Raw genomic sequence first — 22,526 nt, forward strand, 5'->3', positions numbered from 1 at the left:
TAATAAATGTTTCTAAAGATACTTGAAATGAACGACATAAATCCAAGGGTAACTCGGAGCAAGCTCCATGGCTAGATTACCATATTGAATCAATGATAATAGGCAAGGCGGAATTTTTATAAATAAGGTAAAATGATTGGATGCTATGGTTGAGGTACTAAAATATGACGTGTTGATTCTTGGTTCCGGCCTCGCTGGGCTGCGGGCCGCGTTTGAGGCGGCGCGCACATCCAATGGGAAAATAAGGATAGCGGTCGTGAGCAAGGTCCACGCCATGAGAAGCCACTCCGTGTCTGCTGAAGGCGGCGCCAGCGCTGTTCTGTACCCTAAGGAAAACGGCGATAGCTTGGACTTGCATGGGTATGATACTGCAAAGGGCAGCGATTTCCTGGCCGATCAAGACGCCATAGAGCTGCTCGTTCAGACGGCCCCACAGGAAATAAAGTTCCTCGACCATCTGGGAGTGCCTTGGTCCCGCGATCCCCAGGGAAAGATACTGCAGAGACCATTTGGCGGAATGACAATACCGAGGACCACATTTGCCCAAGATAAGACTGGCTTCTTCTTGCTGAGCACAATATATGATAATACGCTCAGGTTTGGAAACATAGACATGCTGCACGAGCACTTCGCCACTTCCCTCATACTGGAGAATGGAGAGTTCAAGGGAATAACTGCCATAGACCTTAAAACCGGGGAATTCAAGGTGATACTGGCCAAGGCTGGAATAATAGCGACGGGGGGGAATGGAAGGGTATACGGCTTCACGACAATGGCCCACTCATCAACCGGAGATGGATATAGCCTGGCGTATAGGGCGGGAATACCTCTGAAGGACTTCGAGTTTCCCCAGTTCCACCCGACCGCATTGGTTCCCAACGGCATATTGATAACGGAGGGAGCCAGGGGAGAGGGGGGTTACCTGGTCAATAAGGATGGGGAGCGGTTCATGAAGAGGTACGCGCCGAGCAGGATGGAGCTGGCTCCCCGCGATATAGTCAGCAGGTCCATAATAACCGAGATAAACCAGGGAAGAGGATTCATCGATGAGGAGAGCGGGCTTGGCTATGTTTTGCTGGATCTAAGGCATTTAGGCGAGGAGAGACTCAATAAGAGACTCCCAATGATAAGGGAGATATCGATAAAGACAATAGGAGTAGATCCCGTGGATGAGCCTATACCGGTGAGGCCTGCGATGCATTACATGATGGGAGGCATACACGTCGACTTAAGGGGACAGGTATACATGGACGCTGAGAGGAAGATATCGAATCTATGGGCTGCCGGGGAGGCGGCCAATGTCAGCGTTCATGGCGCCAATAGGCTTGGAAGCAACTCCTTGAGCGAGTGCTTGGTATGGGGTCACTTCACCGGAGAGGCGGCCGCCAAGTATGCCATGTCCAAGGCCGGGGAAGCGGAATTTGATGGATACGTGAAGGACGCGGCCGAGAAGGAGGAGAAGAGGATATTTGATGAACTGCTCCACAAGGAAACTAATGCGGAGAATCCATACGATATAAAGCGGGAAATGAATAAGATAATGGATACGTATGTCTATGTATTCAGGGAGAAAAGCGGGTTGGAGGAGGCGTATGCATCGTTGAAGAAATTGAGGGAGCGCTTCGGCAATGCGAGGATAGAGGATAGAGGTCGAGTCTATAACCAGAACCTAAAAGATATAATGGAGATAGATTTCCTATTGGAGCAGGCGGAGGTCATAACCTTGGGAGCCCTCAATAGGACTGAATCCCGCGGTGCGCATGCCAGAATAGATTATCCAAAACGCGACGACGTGAATTGGCTGAAGCATACATTGGCATTCCGGACTAAGGAGGGCCCCAGCTTCTCTTACATACCGGTTACGATAACCAAGTGGAAACCCGAGGAGCGCAAGTATTGAAAATCCTATGAATCGTTCTGGTTTGCCTCCAGGGTAGTTATGGGGTATTGAAGAATCGCCGCGTATCCTCCAAACGTTTGGTCAAGCATTTTCGATTCCTCCACGGCCTTAGGTATCACCTCCACCTTTATCCCCTTCCTGTCTCCCTCCATCACTAGGTTCAGTATCTCCTCCTCCCCCACGTTCTCGCTCACCAATATAACCCTGGCTGCCCCGTACTTTAATGCCTTCATTGCGGCATCCCTGCCGAACACCACGTAATTGCTCTTCCTGACGGCGTACTCCATCAATGTATCCAATAATTCCTTTGCATGGACGTATTCGTTATCCTTTATGTGGCTGCTGGCCTTCCTTATGGTCTCTATGACGCCATATTCATCCGGGCAGCAAGCATCTACTATCGCAATTACCTTATCCTTAAGCCTGTAATCCAATGCATCCTCCTTTAGGAAGTCCTCCTTGGTGGGGCCTGGACCGGAAACTATTATTCCCTTCAAGTCCTCTATTTTCAAGAAGATCTCGTTCGCTGAATCCGCAAGCATTTTATAGAAGACCTCCGCTAAGTGCTCCGTCTGCCGCTTATATCTGAGGGCTGACTGACCGCCCGCGCTATGCTTGTTTGGAACGAAGAACTGGACCTTCTTAACTATCTCCCAGTAATTCCCCCTGAGCAATGCTATGACGGCCTCCCCTCGCTCCACTATTATTATGCCGTACGTGGAGGTGGTGTTGGCGCCCTCCTCAAGCAATTCCGTGTGGAACGTCATATCACATATGTACTTGAACGTGCTTATCTTGAATGGAGGAATCACGACGTAGGAGACCCATGTATAATTGCCCGGGGAGATCATATGGAAACCGGCGAATACTACCAACCCGTTGGGAGGTGCCTTGGGAGTTCCCTTCAGCATGCCTATTATTCTATCTATCGCGTCCTGGACGTGGTTCCTGGTGGTCTTGTCCTTTATATTGCCGGAAACCGCCCACTCCTCCCTGAGCATGTTAACTATATCTGGTATTGGCCTATCCCCATTTATGTAGAGCGTCACCAACGTGGTTGCATAGCCCCTGTACTTCTTGAGCATTGATATCAATATTTTCAATTCATTAATAGATTTTATTCCAGTGCATCCATCCTAATCACATGCGATATTCAGCAACCATTTATAAACCTTTCCAATAAATAAGGGCTCGTTGACCTTCTCCCGCCCTAAAGGGCAAGGCTTATCGTTCATTTTGCTCAGTCAGGGGTGAAGATATCACCAATCAAACCGGAAACCTAATCATCACTGTCCAAACGCATTCCGCTTGGGAATTTAAAGCTTAGCGAGAATACGTAATGCCCTCAAATATTAACGGCCGAATCTCCTTTCCCTACCGGCGTAGAAGTTGAGCGCATCGATCAAGTCATCTCTACCAAAGTCGGGCCAGTACTTATTGGTGAAGTACATCTCCGCGTATGCCGTCTCCAACGGAAAGAAGTTGCTCAACCTATACTCCCCGCCGGTCCTTATCACCAAGTCAATCATGGGATGGGGCAGAAAAGATGTGGGGAGATACTTGAACAGTTCCGAATCGCTTATCTCACCCTTGGCTCCTAGCATGCCATTGACCATGTCGACAACGGACTGAAGACCGCCGTACGCTATGGCTAAATTAAGGAAGTGATCGCCGTAATTGCTCGTTGAATTCATGGCGTTTAAAATTTCATCAACCACGCGCTGGGGGAGGTTTCTCCACCTGCCGATTGCCGTTATCCTCACTCTATTGTTATGTATCCGTGGATCGCTCCTGGTCTTTATCAACTTGTTAATCAATAATTCATATACTATCTTCTTCTCAGTCTCACTTCTATTCATCAAGTTTTCCAGAGACAGCACGTAAACCGTCACGGCCTTTATTCCCATTTCTATGGCCCAATCCAAGAAATCCTCTACCTTATCGGCGCCTATCCTATATGCTGAGAAGAAATCGGTGTTATTCTTGCGCGCCCATCTTCTATTGCCATCAGGTATCACGCCTATATGCAATGGAAACCTTGAAAGCCCTTGATTCATTATAGATCGAGAAATAATTCGTCAATTTAAATGTTTTGCGCATATTTGACATGACGCTATAAAGTTATGCCTCACACGGCGAAATGAACTGAGCTCCATTTTAAAGATGGGGATACATGGTCATCCATTACAAAGGAAGCCCTTCAAAGGCTGGGCCCTATCATGAATGGCTAAATGGAGAGAGATTAACGGGTTTCCTGGTCGAAAATGAAATAGCTCGGACCACTGACCTCTCCCGTCCTAAAGGCGAGACTTGGTTTCTATTTTGTAAGATTTATAGAGGCTAGCGAATCCATAAGCTACACCTTTCTTCCTTACGTGAGAGACTCCGGCGAGTATGGATGAAACCATCTCTATGAGACGCATCCCTGCGCCTATTTTCCCTGGCTGGCCACGCATGAATCGAAGCATTCTTGCACGCATCTCTCCGCCAAGTACGGCTCATCATCGCTGCACTTGGAGCCACATGACGACAGACAGCAATTTATTGATGCCATTTCAGATGAAGGATAGCCGCTCCTATTAAATCTTACTGCCAGCCACAAGGAATCTCCAGTATCCGTGTTAATAACTTATTATGTCCCCTTCATTTGTAGGAATTAGGTGCGCATTGAGGCCATACTTGCGCCTAAGCGATTGGGCCAGCGAGGCCGCATGACCGTACACTGTATATATTGTCTTTGCCTTGGATTCCAATGCGAATTTGACCAGCGATGAGTAATCACTATGATTGCTCAACTGAATGGATTCATCGCTGCGGGCCCAGCCAGTTACCCCTATTATCTTTATGGGGCGGCTCAACTTGAATGAATTCCTGTATCTAAGATCTAAATCGCCCTGTACGCCTGCTATTGCCACTATGGGTCCCGCCTCGTCCGCGCCTGGAATCATCGCGGAGCCCATGGGTTCATCCAATAACAATTTGTTCAATTTATATACACCATAATCTAGAAACGGATCGTATCTCCGCAACAATGCCGCCAGCTCCTGGCCCTTGCCCAAGGGATGACCGCTGAACACCACATCATTGCCCTGCGACAACTCGGATTCAACCTTATCCAGTATCAACTCGTAGAGCTGATTCCTAGGCCTGAATCTATAGGCCTCATTACCGTATGTTCCCTCCATTATCAATATATCCACATCGTGCATGGCATCCGCGCCCCTCTGAACCAAGCTATCTTCTGAGTTGAAATCCCCCGTGATCCCAATTGAGATATCGTTGAACTCCAATACATACATCGCACTCCCAATAACATGACCCGCATTCAGAACCCTTATGCTGAGCTCATCCAGCACCAACAAATCCCCCACATCCACAATGCTGGGGCCCTTGAGGTTCAATCCATATATTGAGGTCAGTATATCGAATGTTTGCCTGGTCAACACGAGATTGCGGGCCTTTGACACGGCAGACGTAAAGTGATCCGTATGACCGTGGGTAATCAATACGTAATCGTACTTGGAAGCATCGAACCTCCTATATGGATCTACCAATATAGATAATCCATTGTGCTCTATGGATACGCCGCCGCTGAACCTTATCTTCAAATCCATTAACGTATACCGCCCATCCATCAATATATAAATATAGTCTCCAATACCAGATTTATACAACTTGGCGCCGGGGCCGGGATTTGAACCCGGGCCCCCATGCGGGGACGGGATGACTCGCCCAAAGGGGCCTCAAGTCCCGCGCCTTGGGCCGCTCGGCCACCCCGGCTCCATTGTGAGGACAGCACATTCCCTTTTTAAGGTTTCCCAAATACCGTGCAATCGATCATATGAAGGCTCAGTTAAGGATAAATACAGCGGAATGACGTTAAGGCCATGGGAGTAACCGAGTTGGGCAAATTGATAAATGAATCCAGGCAAGAGATTGATCTAGCCAAGCTGAATGGAAGGATCATATCCATTGATGCATATAATGCCCTATATCAATTCCTCGCATCCATAAGGCAGCCCGATGGTACTCCATTGATGGACTCGAGGGGTAGAGTGACGAGCCACCTGAATGGACTTCTATACAGGACAATTAATCTATTGGAGAACGGCATCAAGCCGGTATACGTGTTCGACGGCAAGCCGCCCCAATTAAAGCAGACCGAGATAGAGAGGAGGAGGCAGAGAAAGGAGGAGGAGGCTCATGCAGCTGAGGCGGCCGCCAAGGCCGGCAATACCGAGGAGGCCAGGAAGCATTCGCAGAGAGCCATATTTATCACAGATGAAATGGTGAACGATTCCAAGGAGTTGTTGACCGCCATGGGTCTTCCATGGGTACAAGCACCTGGGGAGGGGGAGGCCGAGGCAGCATTTATGGCGGAGAGGGGAAAAGCATGGGCGGCCGGCAGCCAAGATTACGATTCCCTCCTATTCGGAGCGCCTAGGCTGGTCAGAAACCTCACAGTGACGGGCAAGAGGAAGCTGCCCAACAAGAGGGAATACGTCGATGTGAAGCCAGAACTAATAGAGCTGGATAAGGTATTAAGGGAATTGGGGTTAAGGGATAGAATTCAACTTATAGACTTAGCAGTGCTCATTGGAACAGACTACAATCCAGACGGGGTGCCGGGAGTAGGACCTCAAAGGGCTTTAAAGCTCATTAAGGAATATGGCTCCATTGATAGGGTCGCGAAGTCGGTAGGTCTTGAGAAGTTCCCAATGGATCCTATTGCGATACGGGAGTACTTCATGAAGCCCGACGTAATTGAGGTGGGCGAGTTAAGATTCAATAAACCAGATGAACGAACAATAATGGATCTGCTCGTCAGGAGGCACGACTTCAGCGAAGACAGGGTTAAGGGCGCCATAGAAAGACTGCGCAAGTCTATGGATAGGACGGGTGGGTCCTCCACGCTGGACGCATTCATGTAGTGATGCTCCATGAAGCTATTCCCGGCATGGATGGTCGTGAAGAGCTTGTTCGCCGATGAATTGCGGGGCACCGCCATAGATGTGCTATTCGGATCAGCACTCGATAAAGCCATGGTTAAGATGAATTATTACTACAGGAAGGGCGTCGATAATTACTTGGAGGCCGCCGCTAATTACATGTCGCTGGCGATTAAGGAGGAGGCCGCCCGCATGGGAATAAAGCTGAGCAACGAGGACGAGGGGAGAATGATTGAGAGGGGCAGCAAGATACTGGAGGCCTTCCAACGAACACCTGCGTTCGGCTTATTGAGGCCCAAGACCAGGTTGGTGGTGATAGATGAATCTATTGGAATGTATGTTCAGCCCGACTTCTATGACGGCTACTCGATATATGAGGTCAAGTCATTTAATCCCACTAAGACTAGGTACGCCTATTATCAAGTAAGGCTATTTCAATTGGGGTATCCAGATAGTGAGGCCGTTTTAGTGGGATTCGATGGCAACACGCTTGACCCGATCATCATACGGATCAATAGAATTAGCGAGGAGGATAGGCATCGCATTATAATGGATGTAGCTAAGTTTGGATCAAGCAATGGAGTTGAGGGCGAGCCGGACCGCGATGTAATAATCAAGTACTCCACCAGAGGGGGCTAGCGGCACCGTATTCCCCTCTGGCTCAACCAATTAATTATAGTGGGGCCCAGCACCAAGGGCGCATTGGCTAAATCGCTTACCTGCCTGGATCCTGTTAAGAACATGGATATCTTGAACTCCTTAATGGTTCTCTCCATTAATTGAAGCAATTGATCCCTGCCCTGCAGTGCGCTCACCAGGAAGGGGCGGGACATGGAAAACGCTGATGCACCAAGTGATAATGCCTTGGCACCGTCTAAGCCCGATCTTATGCCCCCCGACGCCAATATTATTCCCCGGAACGCTGATTTCACCTCGCAGATGGATATGGCGGTCGGTATCCCCCAGCCCTGGAACACCTTGGATAGCTCGCCCACGTCATTCCTATGCCACCTCTCAGCCTCTATTTTTATGAATGATGTGCCGCCCACTCCCCCCACGTCTATAGCGGCTATTCCTGACCCTGCCAACGCGATAGCCACCTCCCTGGATATCCCATTCCCAACCTCCTTAACCACCACGGGCTTGTTTATGGACCTGGATATGTATCTCACCTTCTCCACGACCCCCCTGAACCACGGCTCCCCCTCCGGCTGGAATACCTCCTGGGCTGGATTCAAGTGTATGGCCACCGCGGATGCATCTATCATATCAACCGCGTTATTTACCCATTCCAGTACCTTGCCCTCGTCTAACCTAGATATCTGTGGGGCGCCTATATTGGCTATCTTTAATGCCGTCGGCGCCTTCTCCTTTATCACGCTGAACGTCCACCTAGTCTCCGGCTTCTCTATTGCTATTCGTTGAGAACCCACGTACATCCCCAAGCCGAATCTCTCGACCGCCTCCGCGAACATGGTATTTATCTTACCGGAGAGCTCCGTTCCTCCAGTTATCGCGCCCACGAGCAGAGGCGTTGAGAGGGTTTTTCCGAACAATTGTATACTCGAGTCTACCTCATCATAATCGAAGCCCGGCATTGCATTGTGGATTAACTGCACCTCGTCGAATAAAGTAGATCCCTCCTCGGCATCTTCACGCGCTGCTATCTTTATGTGTTCTACCTTCCTATCCTCAATGCTGATAATCATCACCTACATGGAATGCTATGCTGGCGTAGCCCACAGTCTCCATCTTATTGGGGCCCGTGTCCCCCGAGGTGGCATGCATCAATAGATCCACGTGCTTAATGCCCCTAAGCTTGGAGTACTCCATGGCTGTCAATATCGCGCCGAAGCCGCAAATGGATATATTAAGCCTATCCATGATATCCATTAATCCCTCCGAGTCCAACTTAATTATGCGCTCTATGGCCTTCATGTCCTTCTCGGAGGTCACGTCATGTGGTTCATAATGGTTTAGATCGCTGGATGCAACGAATACTACATCTTTTCTATTCCCTATTACACTAACCAATGCCTGTGCCATACGGCGCGCTACGTCCAGCGTCTGCTCCCAAACCACTATCGGCACTATCTTGGATCCCGGAAATAGGTGCTGAATGAATGGGACCTGCACCTCCACGGAGTGTTCCCTCTCGAATGCAAAGGAATCAACCTCAAGGCCTTCGAATGACTTCATCAATTCATTGGCAATAGAACTATCGATCTCTATGTCTCCCAAAGGAGTCTCCCAAACCCCCTCATTCATCACAGCCACGGGCGCACCCACTCCATAATGATTGGGACCCATAATTATGAACGTGGATGGAGATAGCCGTTTTTTTATCGCCACATACGAGTGGGCGGCTATTGGACCTGAGTATATCAAGCCAGCGTGGGGAACCACCACAGCCACGGGATCCCCTATCGAGCGGGGATTGCGCGCTGGACCCAATTCATGGTTTATGGACCATTCAATCCTGTTCCTAAGCAGCTCACCATCATCCTCATAAAACGCGCCTGCCACCGCCGGCCGTCGCTTTACAACCATCGAAAAGCCAAGCGTTTCACCCAAATATATTCTTAACCTACCACCAAATTGAGCCGTCAACTAAAGGAATTTATTCTTAGTCCAACCATTATACGGCAGTGGCTGTTTTCTCTGCCTTGGAATTTATCTTAGTCCGTTCCCTACCATTGGATGGCCTATATATGGGCTTTATACCATCGATTATTATTGCCGTCAAAGCGATAACGGATAACGCCACTATCCACAGCGGCAAATCCACGGCCAGCGCCAACGCTATCATGGCCCAAACAGATACCATAGATGCCACAAGTATTTTTCCATCCATGGCTTGTCTCCTTATAACGTATATAAAAATAAATCGTTTAAAAAACATTCAATTAACACATTTTATTCCGAAACTTTCGAAACTACCTTCACATCACTTCTCCATGAATCTATAGATCGTATTCAATATTATCTCGTTAGCGCCCTCGTATATCTCCGTTACCTTAGCATCCCTATACAACATCTCCAATACATTGTCCGTCGAAAGCCCCATTCCCCCCATCATTTGAATAGCAACTCTGGTCGACTCGACGCCCAGCCTGGACCCCAGCAGTTTGGCGGAGTGGGCGTACAGCAAGAAGTCAGGCAATGATTTATCCCTCATATAGGCCGCCGAATATACAAGCGACCTAACGGACTCCGTTTGAGCGTACATATTGGCAACATAGTGTTGAAGCACTTGAAAATCGGCGAGGGACCTACCGAACGCGCTTCTCTGCTTTATATAACTGATGGCCTCCCTCATGGCCCTCTCGGCTATTCCAAGCCCTATCGATCCGACGCAAGTCCTCCCCAGGTTCAGGCTGTTTATTGCAACGTAGAAGCCCTTGTTTACCTCGCCCACCACGGCATCATCCCCTAACTCACAGTCAACGAACTTCACCTCGGCCGTGCCGGTTCCCCTCAATCCGATCACATGTATCGGGCTCGTCTCCACGCACTTGTTCCTATCCACCATGAATGCGGTAATGGATTTATGCCTCTCCTCCTTAGGACCAGTCCTCGCAAATACCAAGTAGGCATCAGCATTCATGCCGGACGTTATCCACATCTTATGGCCATTCAACACCCACTCCCCCCTCTCCCTCCTAGCAACGCTCTCCAGCGCAGCGGCATCGCTGCCGCAACAAGGCTCGCTCAACGCATACGATATAATGGTTTCCCCGCTGATGGCCTTAGACAAGTACTTCTCCTTTATTGCATTGTTCCCATAAGTCGCCAGAGTATCCACAATTAAAGAGCCTTGAATTTCAAGTATGGTAGCCACTCCTGGACTATGCTTAGCCACCTCCTCCACAGTCAATATCTCAGACCTGAAGTCGAGACCTGGCCCGCCGTAATCGATTGGGCCCATGGGAGCTAATAAGCCCAATTTACCCATATCCCTTAATAAATCCCTTGGATATTCATAGTTCTCCATGTTCTTCACAAAGGGATCTATCTCTCGCTCTGCGAATTCCGCAGCGCTTTTCCGAACTAATTCATGGGTCTCATCCAAAAGCGGATGCATGCCAAGAGAAGAATCGCATGGTTTTTAAGCTTACCCAATTAATAAAATCAATTGATATTAGTAAAAAGATAGCCAACAAGCACCTAGACCTTATTAGAGCGAATTAATGATTTATTAACTGACCTCTTCCCCGCCCTTTAGGGGTTTCCCGGGGTCTTGGGGGTTATGCCTCTTTAACGGGCGCTACTCCGTCATGAAGCACTAGGAATGACAACGGCTTCTTAACACTTGATACTACAATACCGATAGCCCTCCCCAGCATGTTTAAAGCGCCGTTCAAGTCACTGTGAAGCCTATGCCCCCTAGGACAATTAACGACCCCCCAGGGCACCTCCTAACCTCTACACCGTGATACGCGCAGTACTTCGAAGTATTATACTCAACAACTTCATACACTTTAATACCGTACTCCCGAGCCTTCAACTCAATAACATCCATTAACTTGCGGTAGGACCAGAGGTTGACGGTGAACTTGTCACCCTTCCCCTGCGCAATGTTGAGGGGGTAACCGAGGTAGATGGTTGATACGCCCAGCCCATACAACTCCTTCACCACGTGAGAAGCCAAGTTCCTATACAGGTGTAGGAGACGCCTCGTCAATTTCCTAAAAAGCCTCCTCTCCTCCCTCCGTAACTCCCCGCACGCCTCACACTCCCCGAGGTTCTAGCTTCGTCTGCCAACGACTGCACCCCGGCGATCTTCCCTTGAAGGTAGAAGTAGTCCTCCTTGGCCCTAACTCCCCTATACAGAAGCCACGTACCATCATCGACTACTACGCTGGCCAAAACGTTTATGCCTAGGTCGATTGACGCCACTTTGTTTCCTTTAGGTTGCGCCATTTGTATTGACCTTCTCTCACCGTGAACGATGTATTTGCTCCTCTTTCCCGTCCTTGCCTCCTCAACCCCCACATCAACTGGCACGTGGGCGTACCAGCGATTCGTTTCCTCACCGTATATGATCTCCAGCCTACCTTGCTTACCGTACCACCTCAACCCACCTACAAATTCGACTTCCAAGTGGAAGTCCTTGAGGATGATCTTGTGGCTCTCTTCATCGATTCGGTACCTATCCTGCCTAACGACTAGGATTAACTTCCTCCTCCCTTCCCCGTCCTTCCAGTATCTAGGCGGTGAAACGCGCTTCACGTGGGGCGGTAGCTTTCCTTCTTTCTTCAACTTCAGTAAGGAGAAGAATGATGACCACGCCTAATTATTCTTTTGAGGGACTGCTTGAGCGTTAACGCCCAGCACACCCTTGTACTTCTCGTAATACTTGTCCCACGTGTCTTTTAGATCCACTTTTTGGTGGGAGAATTGTTGCCTTCTCTCGTGGTTCACCTCGTTGGATAGCCTAGCGGAGGTTTCTGCCAACCTTCTCATTTTCCTTTCCTGGGGGCCGTTTGGTAGGAGGTGGACTACGTTAGTCCTCCTATTCCTATAGCTGGCTTCGTGGACGCCCTTCCCCGGCATTGCGGGGGTGATCGGCCCCCGCTCCTCATCCTCTGAAGATTGACCAGGTGAGGGCGCCACGGGGGGAGTGGATGGGTGGTTAAAAACTATCCCCGCCCCTAGAAGGAGCGAGGCTTGCCCTATCCTTTATCACTATTCTTGCAGATTATAAACTAGAAAGAGGCTGCCCAATTCGAGTGAAGAGGTTAGGATTGAGTGATGGTTAAAATCAAGAAATGGATTATACCCTTCTGCCGCGTCTGCCGCCCGGCGGCCTTATTGTATCGTGCGGTATCGGCGTTGTATCCTCTATTCTTCCTATCATCAATCCAGCCCGCGCCAGCGCCCTGATCGCAGCGACGGCTCCAGGACCCGGAGTCTTGGGTCCATAGCCGCCTGGTGCCCTTACTTGTATATGGACGGCGGTAACGCCGCGCTGTATCGCTGTCTGCGCAGCCTTGTACGCCGCTTGCATTGCAGCGTATGGACTGGGCTTATCCCTGTCCGTCTTCACGACTTGACCGCCGCTCACCCTAACCACTGTCTCTGCGCCCGTCAGATCCGTTATTATAATAATGGTATTATTATAGCTAGCATATATGTGAGCTACTCCCCAATGCAGCTTCTTGGGAACCTGAACCTGCGATAGCTCAGCTGGCTGTTCCTTCGGTGCCTCCTGGATTTGCTCCTCTTGCTTTTCCTCGCTCATTTCTGTTCACCCTTCTTCTCTATGGCTTTTTTAAATTTATCATATGACTCGCGCCAGACCGCCCATGTCTTAGGATCTATGCTTCTCCAAATATCCTCCAACGTCGTGTAAGGCGAGCCGGGTATCATGTGGAAGTACGCCCCCTTCACCACGTACTTGGGCTTATTGTAGTAAGAAGCCGGAGTGCCCAGGTATATCTTTATCCTGCCCAGGGCTGCCTTGCCTTTCTGCTTATCATATGGCAACATTCCCCTTATAGCCCGCCTCAAAACCCTGTCCGGGCGCCTTGGGGTCTTCGGTCCAGTTCTCTCCGGGTTGTAATGGGTTCTGACTATGGTCAGCTTAACCTTGAATTGCTCCAGAATAGAATTGAAATCGCCCGTGACCACAGCCTTCTCCGCGTTCACTATAACCACGCGCTTCCCCTTCAACGCCAAGGTAGCCACAGTGCTGGCCAGCCTGCCCACTACATGATTTGCAGCATCTATCACTAATTCATCCACGTCCGGGACATCCCCTTTAGAAAGAACTTGAATCGACAACTCCAACACCTCAAGTTATTATTCTGGCACCACTTCCCTTTGGATTCCTCTTCACGAGCTCCGCTATATTTATCGCATCACCGCCGGCTCCCCTTATTTTCTCCACCGCATCATCTGAGAATCGGAATGCCGCCACCGTAACCTTCTTACGCAGCTCGCCGCTACCCAATACCTTACCTGGAACCACCACCACATCGTTCTCCGAAGAATACCTATCTATCTTGCTTAGATTAACGAACACCCTACTTCGCCTGGGCTTCTCCAGCAGCTCCGCCACGTACCTCCATATGCCTGCTCCGGTCTGAGCCGATGCCTTCCTAAGGAACCGGATCAGCAATCGCAGCTCCACATTACTTGGACCTGTTGGTTTAGGCACGAAAAACAGCGGCGACGCGGGTTTTATAAAGTTAATTAGATAGGATCCTTGTTAACTTATCCATAGATAAAAGAGGGATAAGTCTCACCTCCTATGGCAAGGAAGGGGATCAGCTGGAGACAACGCTATATTTGATAATTATTACTGATTAAATTCACCCCAACCTATCGTTATGGAATATCTTGCCTAGTATTATCGCGTCTCGGAATGCGGGATCCATCAACTACCGTTAATTAATATAACTTCAATGCAATTATTGTCTCAATGATAATATTTAAACCTTGCATTAAATACTAAATTATATGATATGCGGCAAAAATATGCTAGATGAAACCAACAAAGCCCTAGCATCTAGGTCAATACAATTCATTCTGCTGAGTTTGCTAGCTATAATTACCGTCATGGGGGCAATATCATTTGGCTTAGAAATAAATGGGCAGCAGTTGATGGGAATCTCCACAGGCAATGGATACATAGTGGCCGTTGGGATATATCATTCAAGTGGAGTTATAGACTTTTTTTCAATTAATAATGGCGGACCATCATTGATCAAGTCAATCACGTTACCGGATGAACTATATGGAGTTGCGTATGGAAACGGAGAATTCATGATAGTGGGAACAAGCGGGAGCGGGGGGCCATTCGTGGGTATGGTAAATCCATCCACGTACTCCATAGTTAACCTGACGAATTCGCTGGGAATTAAGAGCGGAGCAATATATGGAGTTGCGTATGGAAACGGAGAATTCATGATAGTGGGAACAAGCAATGGCAAGGCATTAGCGGCGGTTTTCCAGGATGGGAAATTCCAGACCATAGCGATGCCGTCAACATATGAAAGCCTAGCCGCCGTTGCCTATGGGGATAATGAGTTCATGATGGGAGGAACATCGATGAGCGGCGCTGCTCTGGGGGTCTTTAACGCCACCTTCACGGATTATTCCGGCGAGTTGCCGAGGAGCTTGGTCTCGGTAAATGCCATAGCCTATGGGGATGGCGAATTCATGATAGGAGGATTAATTGAATCAGGCAATTACACGTTTGGGGAGGTGGGGTTGTGGGCCAACGATAGCTTCGCTCAGGTAAGCATAGCTAATGCGCAATTCTCCACAATCATGTCAATTCTATACAGCAATTATGAGTTCTCCATAGGAGGGGGATTAACCAATGGGAATGGGGGGATAGCGTATTACTGGTCAGGAGGCAGTGGGGTGACCGCCTATGTGAGCAGTACAGAGCCTTTGTTTCCGATGATAATATACGGCCTAACGCCTCTTCCCACGGATAGGATAGCGTATGTGGGCAATGATGGAATTAACAGTGTCGTAGGAATCGCGTCGCCGCCGCCCATATATAACGTATCAATAACGGTAGTTAATGTATCCTCCACGCCCATTATTGAACTGCTGGGAACATCGATTAAGTCCGACAAGGCCATCCTTCACTTGATGGAGGGCTCCTACGAGCTAACTATAAGTGCGCCCGGCTATTATAATGTATCAGAGTCAATATACGTCAATGGAAATGCCAACTATACGGTATCCCTTCAAAGGGTGAGGTATTGTAGTCTCTCGATTCATTCCATTATAAATTCCTCCTCTATTCCAGCCAACATAACCCTAACCATGCAAAGCCAACCGCCAAATCGGGATATCTATGTTCTGCCTATCAACGGCAGCGCAGTCATAAGCTTGATATGCAATCAATATAGTTACCGAGCCTCCGGCAATTACCTTGAACCAGTAGCGGGAACAATAGATGCGACCACCAACAAGTCGCTAAATATATCGTTGATACCAATAGTGATCTTGGAGATACGATCCCCTCCGACTCCAGGCGAGTATTTCATAAACATGAGCGGACCATTCAAGGCCGAGCTGCCCCTCAGCAATGGATCCTCCATAACTAAGTCCTTGAGCGAAATGGGAGTCGAGTCGTACAGCATGTATAGGCATATCAACGGAGTTATTCAATTCCTGGGAAACACAACCGCTATGTTGCTTCCCGGCATGAATTACATAAACATAACGTGGCTGACCCCCATCATCACGTCGTTCAATGTATCATCCCTCGCGCCCGGTAACACCAGCATTTCAATAAGCTATGCATTATCAAGGCATGGGAATATAACCATTACTTTAAATGGCTCCTCCATATACGCGCTGGGCGGGGTCAAGGGCAACGCATCGCTGCTTTTCAACAAGAGCGGAACGTATGACCTATGCGCGTACTCATGGGTGTACAGCTACGGAAAGCAAGCATTAACCTACGGCCCTCTCTGTCTCACCGAGTTGGTCACGGTATATTATAGATTGGAGGTGAGCGATGAGGCAAGGTTGATCTCTAACTTGAGCGGGTATTACATGCCTAACTCCACGGTGCCCATAAAAATACCAAGCATAGTTTACCTGGGAAATTCAACCAGGCTGGCCTATAATGGATCCACCGTGGACGGCAGGTACATTAATGAGAGCGACTTCTATTTGAACGTGAACTCCAGCGTGGTTTTCCTGCATGTCAAGTGGATCAAGGAATACGACGTAACGGCGAGGATTTATGCAGGGTCCTCATTGATGTCCAGCTTCTCCGGATGGAAGGTGGCGGGATACAATATATCGTTTGCCCCATTAATTCAATTCAGCAACGACACGAGACTAGTGCTGTCCAATGAATCCAACATAGTTATCAATGGGCCGCTGAACATAACTATTGTCTACTACGTTGAGTACTTGGTTGGCATGATGAGGGAATCGCCCCTGGGCATAATTAACTCGACCAGTTCATGGATGAAGAACGCAACATTGATCCGCATATCGCCGTCTATGATGGAATTCAATAATGGAACCCGCCTCTTATATAATGAGTCGAGGGAAATCACGGTAACGGAGCCACTGAACATAACGATAAACTTCAACCTACAATACAAACTCACCAATATAACGGATATAGATGGTGCGGTTTGGCTGAAAAACGAGTCGTGGATCAACAATGGAAGCTATGTGGTGAACAACCCAGAGCCAATAATATATCAAGGCAATGAGACCAGGCTTGTGCTATCCTCTACCAACGCATCAAATGCCTCCACAAACACCTCCTTGATCACAATCGTAATAAATGGTCCACTAACCATTCTGAATAAATACGTGAGGCAATGGTTGATAACGCTGACCGTTACGGATCTCAATGGAACAATGATAGAGGAATTCCCCGAGTGGATTAATTCCTCTTCGCCCATAATAACCTCCATTAAGATAGGCAATTTCACAGCGCCTGTCGAGGCGGTCAAGGTCGAGGGGCCCGGCAAGTACGTATTGATCGCCTTGATGGCAGAAAGAAAGATCAACGTGAAAGATGCATTGGGGCTTCCAGTGCCCGATTCGCGGATAGGCCTTTATTGTGATGGCTACGCGGTAGCCAACGAGAGCAATTATGCAGGCTACGTATACGTGATGATTCCCATAAATGCCCATTGCCTCATAAGTAGGCCAACCATAGGCATGTATAGCATTGCATCAATTGCAGCGGTTATTGCGGTGGCTATAATAGTCCTCTCGGTGATGATTAGGCGGAGGCGGAGGTGATGCACATCAGATGAAAGACACGAGCTCATTCAACATGTTTATAAAGGGGAATTGCCTCATAATGGTGTGAGCAATGAAATAGATATAGAGTCGATAGAGGGGCAGCTCAGGCAAGTGCAGAGAAGCGTTGCGTCGCTGAGCAATGAGTTGGCAAGCGTTAATAAGCTGCTCGAGGAGACTAAGGAATCCATAAAATCGCTGGAAAACACAATACAGGCAGGATCTAAGGTGTCCGTGACGGACCTGCTCCGCGAGCTTGCCTATTTGGAGACCGGCCTATTGGCTTATAGGGATCAGATATCCAGGGCCAGCAATCAATTAAGCGAGCTAGTGGCTCAATTATCGACCACCGCCAATGAATTCAACGAGATAAAGGTAATGATGTTCAGCTCCCTGGACGAGATGCGGAACGGCATTGCCGCCTACGAGAAGACCATAAAGGATACATTGATGCTGGTGCAGGAGACTCAGTTGGAGCTGCTTAGCAGGATCCGCAAGGTAGAGGATGGATTGGAGCTATTGAAGTCCTACATAATGGAGCACCAGAAACAACAAAAATAATATATACCCTGTCAGATATATCAAATTATGTCGTTGTTGGGGGGAGGAGGAAAAAAGGCGGAGCAAGCCATTAGTAACATATTGCAAAGGCTGGAGATGATAGACAAATCGCTCAGCCAGCAGAATCAAACCATGAGCGTGGAGCTGGGCAACATAAGAAAGATAATACAGGGATTGGCAATAGATCTCGATAGGATCAACAAGTCAATACAGGACTCCATGAAGCTTGTCAGGGATGCGATAAGCGAGGAAACGAGCAGGCTGGGTGAGTTGAATCAATTATACAAGCAATTCGCCGCTACCTCCGACACCTTATCTAACTCCCTTATGCAGACCTTAAATAAATCGGATGAGTTGATAAATTCCATTGGAAAATACGTCTCGGAGGTCCAGGCGCAGTTGGATAAGGTTAAGGATACATTGAACAGCGTAAGCCCAACCTTGAGCAGCATAGACATGAAGTTAACCGATGGAGTGGATAAGTCCACCAAGATATTAAACGATTTATCGAGGGTCGACGCGCTGCTCACAGAGCTTCAATCAATCCATAAGCAATTAATGGATAAGCACTCCGAGCTAGACGGCAAGTTAATAGAGATATCAGCCAAGGAGGCCCAGCTGAGCGCGCAGGAGGAAGCCATAAAGAACGAGAGGGCAGATATTGACAAGCAGCGCCAAGAGTTAGAGAAGCAGCGCCAACAGTACGAGCAAGTCATGAAGCTATACTCCGATTTAAGCGGCCTAAGCAATGTAATGGGCGTGTCCATACAAGAGCTAACTCAACGGCTTCAGGAATATGGAAGCAAGCTGGCGGAGCTAAACGAGCGCGAGAAGCAGTTGAGGGAGGAGGAGCTGAACTTGAAGTCCTTGGAGAGGAAGCTGGAGCTCGAGGCCGCCAGGATAGAAACAGAGAACATGAGGCTGAAGGACTTGAATAAGAGGGAGGAGGAATATAGGCAACGCGTGGAGGAGCTGGCGAAGAGAGAAGAGGAGCTTAGGAGGAAGGAGGAATACGTCAATGAAGCAATGAAGGATTTGGAGAGAAAGTCCAATGAATTGAAGGAGGTCGAGGAGAAGCTCAAGAAGCAGAACGAGGAGATAAAGAGCAAGGAGGAAATGCTAAAGAAGCTAGATGAAGAATTGAGCGTGAAGAAGAGAGAACTGGAGCAGAAACTGGAACCCCTATTCACCAGGCTGGTGGAGGAGGAGAGGAAGCTAATCGATTGGGAGAAGCGATTGATGGAGAAGGAACGCGAATTGATGAATTACCAAAGGGCCCTCGTGGTCAGGGAGGGCGCATTAATAGAGCTGAGGGAGAAGCTGGAGGAGGAGAAGGAGAAACTTAAGGATTGCAAGGCGACCCAGTAAATCACGAGAAAAATTTATATCCCGGGCAACTATTGAAATCAATGAACGAAGATCCTAAGAAAATGATTGAGGATTTCTACATTGATGAATTGACGGATCACGAGATATACGAGTCATTGGCCGCGATGGAGAGGGACCCAAAGACCAAGGAGATCCTCAAGGAGATAGCGGAGACCGAGGCGAGGCACGCCGAGTATTGGAGGAGGAAGGCCGATGAAGCCGGGATTCAATTAAGGCGCAGGGTATCCATGCGCAAGGTATTGCTATATAAGGCATTACGGCGATTATTTGGTCTTGGAATAGTGCTAAAGCTGCGGGAGAAGGATGAGGAAAATGCAGTCAACATGTACGTAAACGCAAGGGTGAAGAGCAATGATCAAACCATGGATCCCATACTGGAGGATGAAATAATACACGAGGATTACTTCATAGAGGCAGCCACGGGGTTCAGCCAGAGACTCGGCAACTTGAGGGATACCATATATGGAATGAGCGATGGATTGGTCGAAGTTCTCTCTGCCATAGCTGGGCTAGTGCCCGTCATAGGGGATCCATTATTAATAGCCGTGGCGGGCGCCATAGTCGGCATAGCCGGCACGCTGTCCATGTCCATAGGCGCCTACCTAGGCACGAAGGCTGAGGAGGACACGGCCAAGCATAGGAGCGAGAACGCCAAGCTAGGGCTTTCGCTTTTATCCATAGGCGCATTGAAGGACAAGGCCGTGGAGATGCTTATGAGAAATGGAGTCCCGCGTGAGGAGGCGGTAAGCATGGCGAGTCAGCTTTCCAGCGATAAGGAAACCATGTATAAATTAATGGCAACGCAAGAAAAGGAGGCGGTAAATGCCACAAAATCGGCCGTGTACACTGGCCTTTCCTATCTCTTGGGCGCGGTGCTCGTCATAATTCCATTTCCTACAATTGGACTAATAGCGGGCCGCTACATGGCGCTAATAGCATCGATTATGCTGATGGTATTGGCACAATCCATGTCTGGGTTCATAACGGCCCTCGCCAGCAACACCAGCATTACAATAAACATGATTAGGAACTCATCGCTAAGCCTAGCCGCCGCTGGAGGAACATTTCTAATAGGCACTACGCTTCACATGGTAGCGCATATATCGGTATTATGAGATAAAAACCGGCAATTGGCATTGCCGTACTGCCTTTTACTGACTAGATAGCTGAGCCGGAACGATGAAGAGGCCGGCAGATCTAGAGAATACCATCTCCATCAAGTAAATCAACGAGGCGATGAATGGGGACTAACAATAGCTTGCCATCTTGGCTAGACCGGCCCTTGCTGGTTATTATAACAATCCTACTGTAGTGGGCATACTGCTTCGCGGGTAACTTTGGCACGTAATTAGCCATCTTTATTAGGTATCTATTGAACCCAACTATTTCGAGGTCGTAGAGCTGCATGCCTATGCGGGGACCAGGAACCACCAGATACCTTCTTTCTCTATAGAAACGCCAAATGTTGTAGAGCACCTCACCTCTCACGCTGAACTTGACCCCATGCAACCTAGCCCCCTCCCTGAGCTTGCCGAGCACCTTGGAGCTCAGCAGCATCTGGTAGTAGGGTGGCCTGCTCGACATGTCTATCATGAAATCAGAGCCGCTGGGCCGTCTCGGGTCATAGCTTAACTGAACGGCCTTGAACCGCCTGCCCTCCCGCTTCTCCGCGTATTGAAGCGATACCGGTATCCAAGCCATCCCCACTTGAACCGCGGCATCGATGAGCTCTCCTCTATGAATGCCGCCTAGCTCCACGTTGAAACCGCTCCGCTCCATGGCCTCCTTAAATAGATACGGCAACGCTCGCCTTAGCTTTGATCTGCCCGGCATTGATGCCTTGACGTTGCTGAGCACCTTGCCCATTATCTCGCTGGAGTGGAGCTCTATTATCTTATCTATCACGTCGCCGGTGACGTTTATGCCGTGGCTCTCCAATTCCCTTACTTCGCCGGCTATCTCCGCTAGTATTGATCCATCAACGTCGTCCACATCGAATACATCCCTTAAGTGCTTTATGATATCGCTCACATCATTCATTTAACTTAATCGACATCACTGGTTATTCCCTTTTTAATAATTTGCTGTCGAATTAACCCCGGGGCAGGGGGGCAATATGATGGGAGCGATGGACGGAAACGCATTAATTTAAGGCGCGCAGTTAATAGATCGTGCAATCTGTGGAGCTAGACTCGATAAATGGAATTAGCATTGTATATCTCAACAGACCCGAGAAACGGAACTCGTTTAATTCAGTAATGATAAGCGAGGTGATAGCCTCGATAAAAAGGGAGTGCGCGGAGGCCCGTGGAATCGTGTTGACGGGCAGAACTTACTTCTCGGCTGGACTCGATCTTGAGGAGATATATGGTTTCTCAACTCTGGAGCAGGCGAGCAAGTATTTCAATTCATTGAAGGAATTGGTGGAGGCAATAACTGCGTGCGAGAAACCCATTGTGGCATTCGTCAACGGTTCCGCGTATGGATTCGCCGTGGAGCTGCTCTACTTCATGGATAGAGTGATAGCTGTGGACTCAGCCAAATTCTCACTGCCTGGGGTAAAGTATGGCATAGTTCCCGTCACGCCCGCCTTCTCGCGCATGCTGGGTCTGTGGGGCAGGGCATTGCTGGATCCATCATTCAACATAGATGCCCGAGACGCCGCCCGCCTAGGATTAGTAAATGAGGTGGTGGACTCCATCGACTCTGGATACAAGGCCTCCCTTAATGCAGTGGAGAGGCTGAGCTCCGTACCTGGCGATTCGTTCAAGCTCTTCAAGCAATTGATGATGGGCAGCCTGGTATCAGATGCCATGCCTAGGGAGGAGGAGTTGGTGAAGGAATTGTCGCGGCACGTCATTAAGCCCGAAACCAAGGGCAGGCTGGAGGAATTCATCAAGAGGAAGAGGGAGAAGTAATGCCGGATCCGTGATGCAAGCAATTCCAACTCCATGTAATGAGGACAGGCCTCCCCCGCAATTACG

General features: G+C 48.9%; 23 protein-coding genes, 1 tRNA gene and 1 pseudogene. 8 read left to right on the forward strand and 17 right to left on the reverse strand.

Translation table 11 applies throughout. From position 1 onward, the window contains the following. Nucleotides 1–145: 145 nt before the first annotated feature. Nucleotides 146–1,900, forward strand: coding sequence for a succinate dehydrogenase/fumarate reductase flavoprotein subunit (locus ACZ5ZS_RS05930; RefSeq protein WP_188596703.1), 1,755 nt, complete (start codon nucleotides 146–148; stop codon nucleotides 1,898–1,900). 5 nt (nucleotides 1,901–1,905) lie between these two features. Here the strand turns inward: ACZ5ZS_RS05930 and prf1 are convergent, their stop codons facing one another. From prf1 to ACZ5ZS_RS05955, 5 genes are all read right to left on the reverse strand, one after another. Further along, complete coding sequence (gene prf1, locus ACZ5ZS_RS05935) at nucleotides 1,906–2,985, reverse strand: peptide chain release factor aRF-1 (RefSeq protein WP_229657721.1); 1,080 nt, start codon at nucleotides 2,983–2,985, stop codon at nucleotides 1,906–1,908. A 267-nt stretch (nucleotides 2,986–3,252) separates the two neighbouring features. Continuing rightward, on the reverse strand, nucleotides 3,253–3,957 hold the full coding sequence (gene uppS / locus ACZ5ZS_RS05940) for a polyprenyl diphosphate synthase (RefSeq protein WP_188596704.1): 705 nt from the start codon (nucleotides 3,955–3,957) through the stop codon (nucleotides 3,253–3,255). Nucleotides 3,958–4,331: 374 nt separating this feature from the next. Then, complete coding sequence (locus ACZ5ZS_RS05945; protein ID WP_268237977.1) at nucleotides 4,332–4,454, reverse strand: hypothetical protein; 123 nt, start codon at nucleotides 4,452–4,454, stop codon at nucleotides 4,332–4,334. A gap of 67 nt (nucleotides 4,455–4,521) precedes the next feature. Then, nucleotides 4,522–5,514 carry an MBL fold metallo-hydrolase gene (locus ACZ5ZS_RS05950; RefSeq protein ID WP_188596705.1) on the reverse strand — a complete coding sequence of 331 codons (993 nt, stop codon included), beginning with the start codon at nucleotides 5,512–5,514 and terminating at the stop codon, nucleotides 4,522–4,524. Nucleotides 5,515–5,576: 62 nt separating this feature from the next. Further along, nucleotides 5,577–5,680 (reverse strand) — tRNA-Ser (locus tag ACZ5ZS_RS05955). 107 nt (nucleotides 5,681–5,787) lie between these two features. On the opposite strand from ACZ5ZS_RS05955, the gene fen reads away from it, so the two are divergent. Next, complete coding sequence (gene fen, locus ACZ5ZS_RS05960; RefSeq protein ID WP_188596706.1) at nucleotides 5,788–6,831, forward strand: flap endonuclease-1; 1,044 nt, start codon at nucleotides 5,788–5,790, stop codon at nucleotides 6,829–6,831. A gap of 9 nt (nucleotides 6,832–6,840) precedes the next feature. Continuing rightward, complete coding sequence (locus tag ACZ5ZS_RS05965) at nucleotides 6,841–7,488, forward strand: hypothetical protein (protein WP_188596707.1); 648 nt, start codon at nucleotides 6,841–6,843, stop codon at nucleotides 7,486–7,488. Here ACZ5ZS_RS05965 and fni read toward each other — a convergent pair. The 11 genes and pseudogenes from fni to ACZ5ZS_RS06020 all read right to left on the reverse strand — a co-directional run bounded on the left by fni (nucleotide 7,485) and on the right by ACZ5ZS_RS06020 (nucleotide 14,011). Further along, nucleotides 7,485–8,552, reverse strand: coding sequence for a type 2 isopentenyl-diphosphate Delta-isomerase (gene fni, locus ACZ5ZS_RS05970; protein ID WP_188596934.1), 1,068 nt, complete (start codon nucleotides 8,550–8,552; stop codon nucleotides 7,485–7,487). The genes ACZ5ZS_RS05965 and fni overlap by 4 nt on opposite strands. After that, a complete protein-coding gene (gene amrB, locus ACZ5ZS_RS05975) occupies nucleotides 8,542–9,399 on the reverse strand; it encodes an AmmeMemoRadiSam system protein B (RefSeq protein ID WP_188596708.1) in 858 nt (285 codons plus the stop codon). The genes fni and amrB overlap by 11 nt, the downstream gene beginning before the upstream one ends. An 88-nt stretch (nucleotides 9,400–9,487) precedes the next feature. Then, on the reverse strand, nucleotides 9,488–9,703 hold the full coding sequence (locus ACZ5ZS_RS05980) for a hypothetical protein (RefSeq protein WP_075060461.1): 216 nt from the start codon (nucleotides 9,701–9,703) through the stop codon (nucleotides 9,488–9,490). Between the two features lie 93 nt (nucleotides 9,704–9,796). Continuing rightward, nucleotides 9,797–10,933, reverse strand: a complete 1,137-nt coding sequence (locus ACZ5ZS_RS05985) for an acyl-CoA dehydrogenase family protein (RefSeq protein WP_188596709.1) — start codon at nucleotides 10,931–10,933, stop codon at nucleotides 9,797–9,799. A 276-nt stretch (nucleotides 10,934–11,209) separates the two neighbouring features. After that, nucleotides 11,210–11,476, reverse strand: a complete 267-nt coding sequence (locus ACZ5ZS_RS05990) for a transposase (RefSeq protein ID WP_229657746.1) — start codon at nucleotides 11,474–11,476, stop codon at nucleotides 11,210–11,212. A gap of 9 nt (nucleotides 11,477–11,485) precedes the next feature. Then, nucleotides 11,486–11,533: pseudogene (locus ACZ5ZS_RS05995) on the reverse strand (hypothetical protein); the annotation flags it as partial. Then, the gene (locus ACZ5ZS_RS06000) at nucleotides 11,530–12,081 is read right to left on the reverse strand and encodes a transposase (protein WP_268237978.1); all 552 of its coding nucleotides are present in this window, start codon (nucleotides 12,079–12,081) and stop codon (nucleotides 11,530–11,532) included. The pseudogene ACZ5ZS_RS05995 and the gene ACZ5ZS_RS06000, both read right to left, overlap by 4 nt. Before the next feature lie 60 nt (nucleotides 12,082–12,141). Further along, nucleotides 12,142–12,465 (reverse strand): hypothetical protein, encoded by a 324-nt coding sequence (locus tag ACZ5ZS_RS06005; protein WP_229657722.1) that lies wholly within the window; start codon nucleotides 12,463–12,465, stop codon nucleotides 12,142–12,144. Between the two features lie 160 nt (nucleotides 12,466–12,625). Continuing rightward, entirely contained in the window at nucleotides 12,626–13,093 is a 468-nt protein-coding gene (locus ACZ5ZS_RS06010; protein ID WP_075059762.1) for a 30S ribosomal protein S11, read from the reverse strand. Further along, a complete protein-coding gene (locus ACZ5ZS_RS06015; protein ID WP_229657723.1) occupies nucleotides 13,090–13,596 on the reverse strand; it encodes a 50S ribosomal protein L13 in 507 nt (168 codons plus the stop codon). The genes ACZ5ZS_RS06010 and ACZ5ZS_RS06015 overlap by 4 nt, the downstream gene beginning before the upstream one ends. A gap of 49 nt (nucleotides 13,597–13,645) precedes the next feature. Next, nucleotides 13,646–14,011: a 50S ribosomal protein L18e gene (locus ACZ5ZS_RS06020; RefSeq protein ID WP_075059761.1), complete on the reverse strand. Its 366-nt coding sequence runs from the start codon at nucleotides 14,009–14,011 to the stop codon at nucleotides 13,646–13,648. 302 nt (nucleotides 14,012–14,313) lie between these two features. On the opposite strand from ACZ5ZS_RS06020, the gene ACZ5ZS_RS06025 reads away from it, so the two are divergent. The 4 genes from ACZ5ZS_RS06025 (at nucleotide 14,314) to ACZ5ZS_RS06040 (ending at nucleotide 20,657) form a co-directional block, all read left to right on the forward strand. Continuing rightward, nucleotides 14,314–17,592: a PEGA domain-containing protein gene (locus ACZ5ZS_RS06025; protein ID WP_188596711.1), complete on the forward strand. Its 3,279-nt coding sequence runs from the start codon at nucleotides 14,314–14,316 to the stop codon at nucleotides 17,590–17,592. A gap of 66 nt (nucleotides 17,593–17,658) precedes the next feature. Continuing rightward, nucleotides 17,659–18,153, forward strand: a complete 495-nt coding sequence (locus ACZ5ZS_RS06030; RefSeq protein ID WP_188596712.1) for a hypothetical protein — start codon at nucleotides 17,659–17,661, stop codon at nucleotides 18,151–18,153. A gap of 27 nt (nucleotides 18,154–18,180) precedes the next feature. Continuing rightward, entirely contained in the window at nucleotides 18,181–19,521 is a 1,341-nt protein-coding gene (locus ACZ5ZS_RS06035) for a hypothetical protein (protein WP_188596713.1), read from the forward strand. Nucleotides 19,522–19,562: 41 nt separating this feature from the next. Beyond that, nucleotides 19,563–20,657, forward strand: coding sequence for a VIT1/CCC1 transporter family protein (locus tag ACZ5ZS_RS06040; RefSeq protein WP_188596714.1), 1,095 nt, complete (start codon nucleotides 19,563–19,565; stop codon nucleotides 20,655–20,657). An 82-nt stretch (nucleotides 20,658–20,739) separates the two neighbouring features. Here the strand turns inward: ACZ5ZS_RS06040 and ACZ5ZS_RS06045 are convergent, their stop codons facing one another. Further along, nucleotides 20,740–21,582, reverse strand: coding sequence for a hypothetical protein (locus ACZ5ZS_RS06045; protein ID WP_188596715.1), 843 nt, complete (start codon nucleotides 21,580–21,582; stop codon nucleotides 20,740–20,742). 131 nt (nucleotides 21,583–21,713) lie between these two features. On the opposite strand from ACZ5ZS_RS06045, the gene ACZ5ZS_RS06050 reads away from it, so the two are divergent. Then, entirely contained in the window at nucleotides 21,714–22,460 is a 747-nt protein-coding gene (locus tag ACZ5ZS_RS06050; RefSeq protein WP_188596716.1) for an enoyl-CoA hydratase/isomerase family protein, read from the forward strand. Nucleotides 22,461–22,526: the final 66 nt, after the last annotated feature.

It is taken from the genome of Thermocladium modestius (assembly GCF_055398215.1).

What these genes read in the sequence shown, in the direction of transcription:
- ACZ5ZS_RS05930 (WP_188596703.1), top strand. Translation starts at nt 146, where the DNA reads ATGGTTGAGGTACTAAAATATGACGTGTTGATTCTTGGTTCCGGCCTC.
- prf1 (WP_229657721.1), bottom strand. Translation starts at nt 2,985, where the DNA reads ATGCTCAAGAAGTACAGGGGCTATGCAACCACGTTGGTGACGCTCTAC.
- uppS (WP_188596704.1), bottom strand. Translation starts at nt 3,957, where the DNA reads ATGAATCAAGGGCTTTCAAGGTTTCCATTGCATATAGGCGTGATACCT.
- ACZ5ZS_RS05945 (WP_268237977.1), bottom strand. Translation starts at nt 4,454, where the DNA reads ATGGCATCAATAAATTGCTGTCTGTCGTCATGTGGCTCCAAGTGCAGC.
- ACZ5ZS_RS05950 (WP_188596705.1), bottom strand. Translation starts at nt 5,514, where the DNA reads ATGGATTTGAAGATAAGGTTCAGCGGCGGCGTATCCATAGAGCACAAT.
- fen (WP_188596706.1), top strand. Translation starts at nt 5,788, where the DNA reads ATGGGAGTAACCGAGTTGGGCAAATTGATAAATGAATCCAGGCAAGAG.
- ACZ5ZS_RS05965 (WP_188596707.1), top strand. Translation starts at nt 6,841, where the DNA reads ATGAAGCTATTCCCGGCATGGATGGTCGTGAAGAGCTTGTTCGCCGAT.
- amrB (WP_188596708.1), bottom strand. Translation starts at nt 9,399, where the DNA reads ATGGTTGTAAAGCGACGGCCGGCGGTGGCAGGCGCGTTTTATGAGGAT.
- ACZ5ZS_RS05980 (WP_075060461.1), bottom strand. Translation starts at nt 9,703, where the DNA reads ATGGATGGAAAAATACTTGTGGCATCTATGGTATCTGTTTGGGCCATG.
- ACZ5ZS_RS05985 (WP_188596709.1), bottom strand. Translation starts at nt 10,933, where the DNA reads ATGCATCCGCTTTTGGATGAGACCCATGAATTAGTTCGGAAAAGCGCT.
- ACZ5ZS_RS06010 (WP_075059762.1), bottom strand. Translation starts at nt 13,093, where the DNA reads ATGAGCGAGGAAAAGCAAGAGGAGCAAATCCAGGAGGCACCGAAGGAA.
- ACZ5ZS_RS06025 (WP_188596711.1), top strand. Translation starts at nt 14,314, where the DNA reads ATGATATGCGGCAAAAATATGCTAGATGAAACCAACAAAGCCCTAGCA.
- ACZ5ZS_RS06035 (WP_188596713.1), top strand. Translation starts at nt 18,181, where the DNA reads ATGTCGTTGTTGGGGGGAGGAGGAAAAAAGGCGGAGCAAGCCATTAGT.
- ACZ5ZS_RS06040 (WP_188596714.1), top strand. Translation starts at nt 19,563, where the DNA reads ATGAACGAAGATCCTAAGAAAATGATTGAGGATTTCTACATTGATGAA.
- ACZ5ZS_RS06045 (WP_188596715.1), bottom strand. Translation starts at nt 21,582, where the DNA reads ATGAATGATGTGAGCGATATCATAAAGCACTTAAGGGATGTATTCGAT.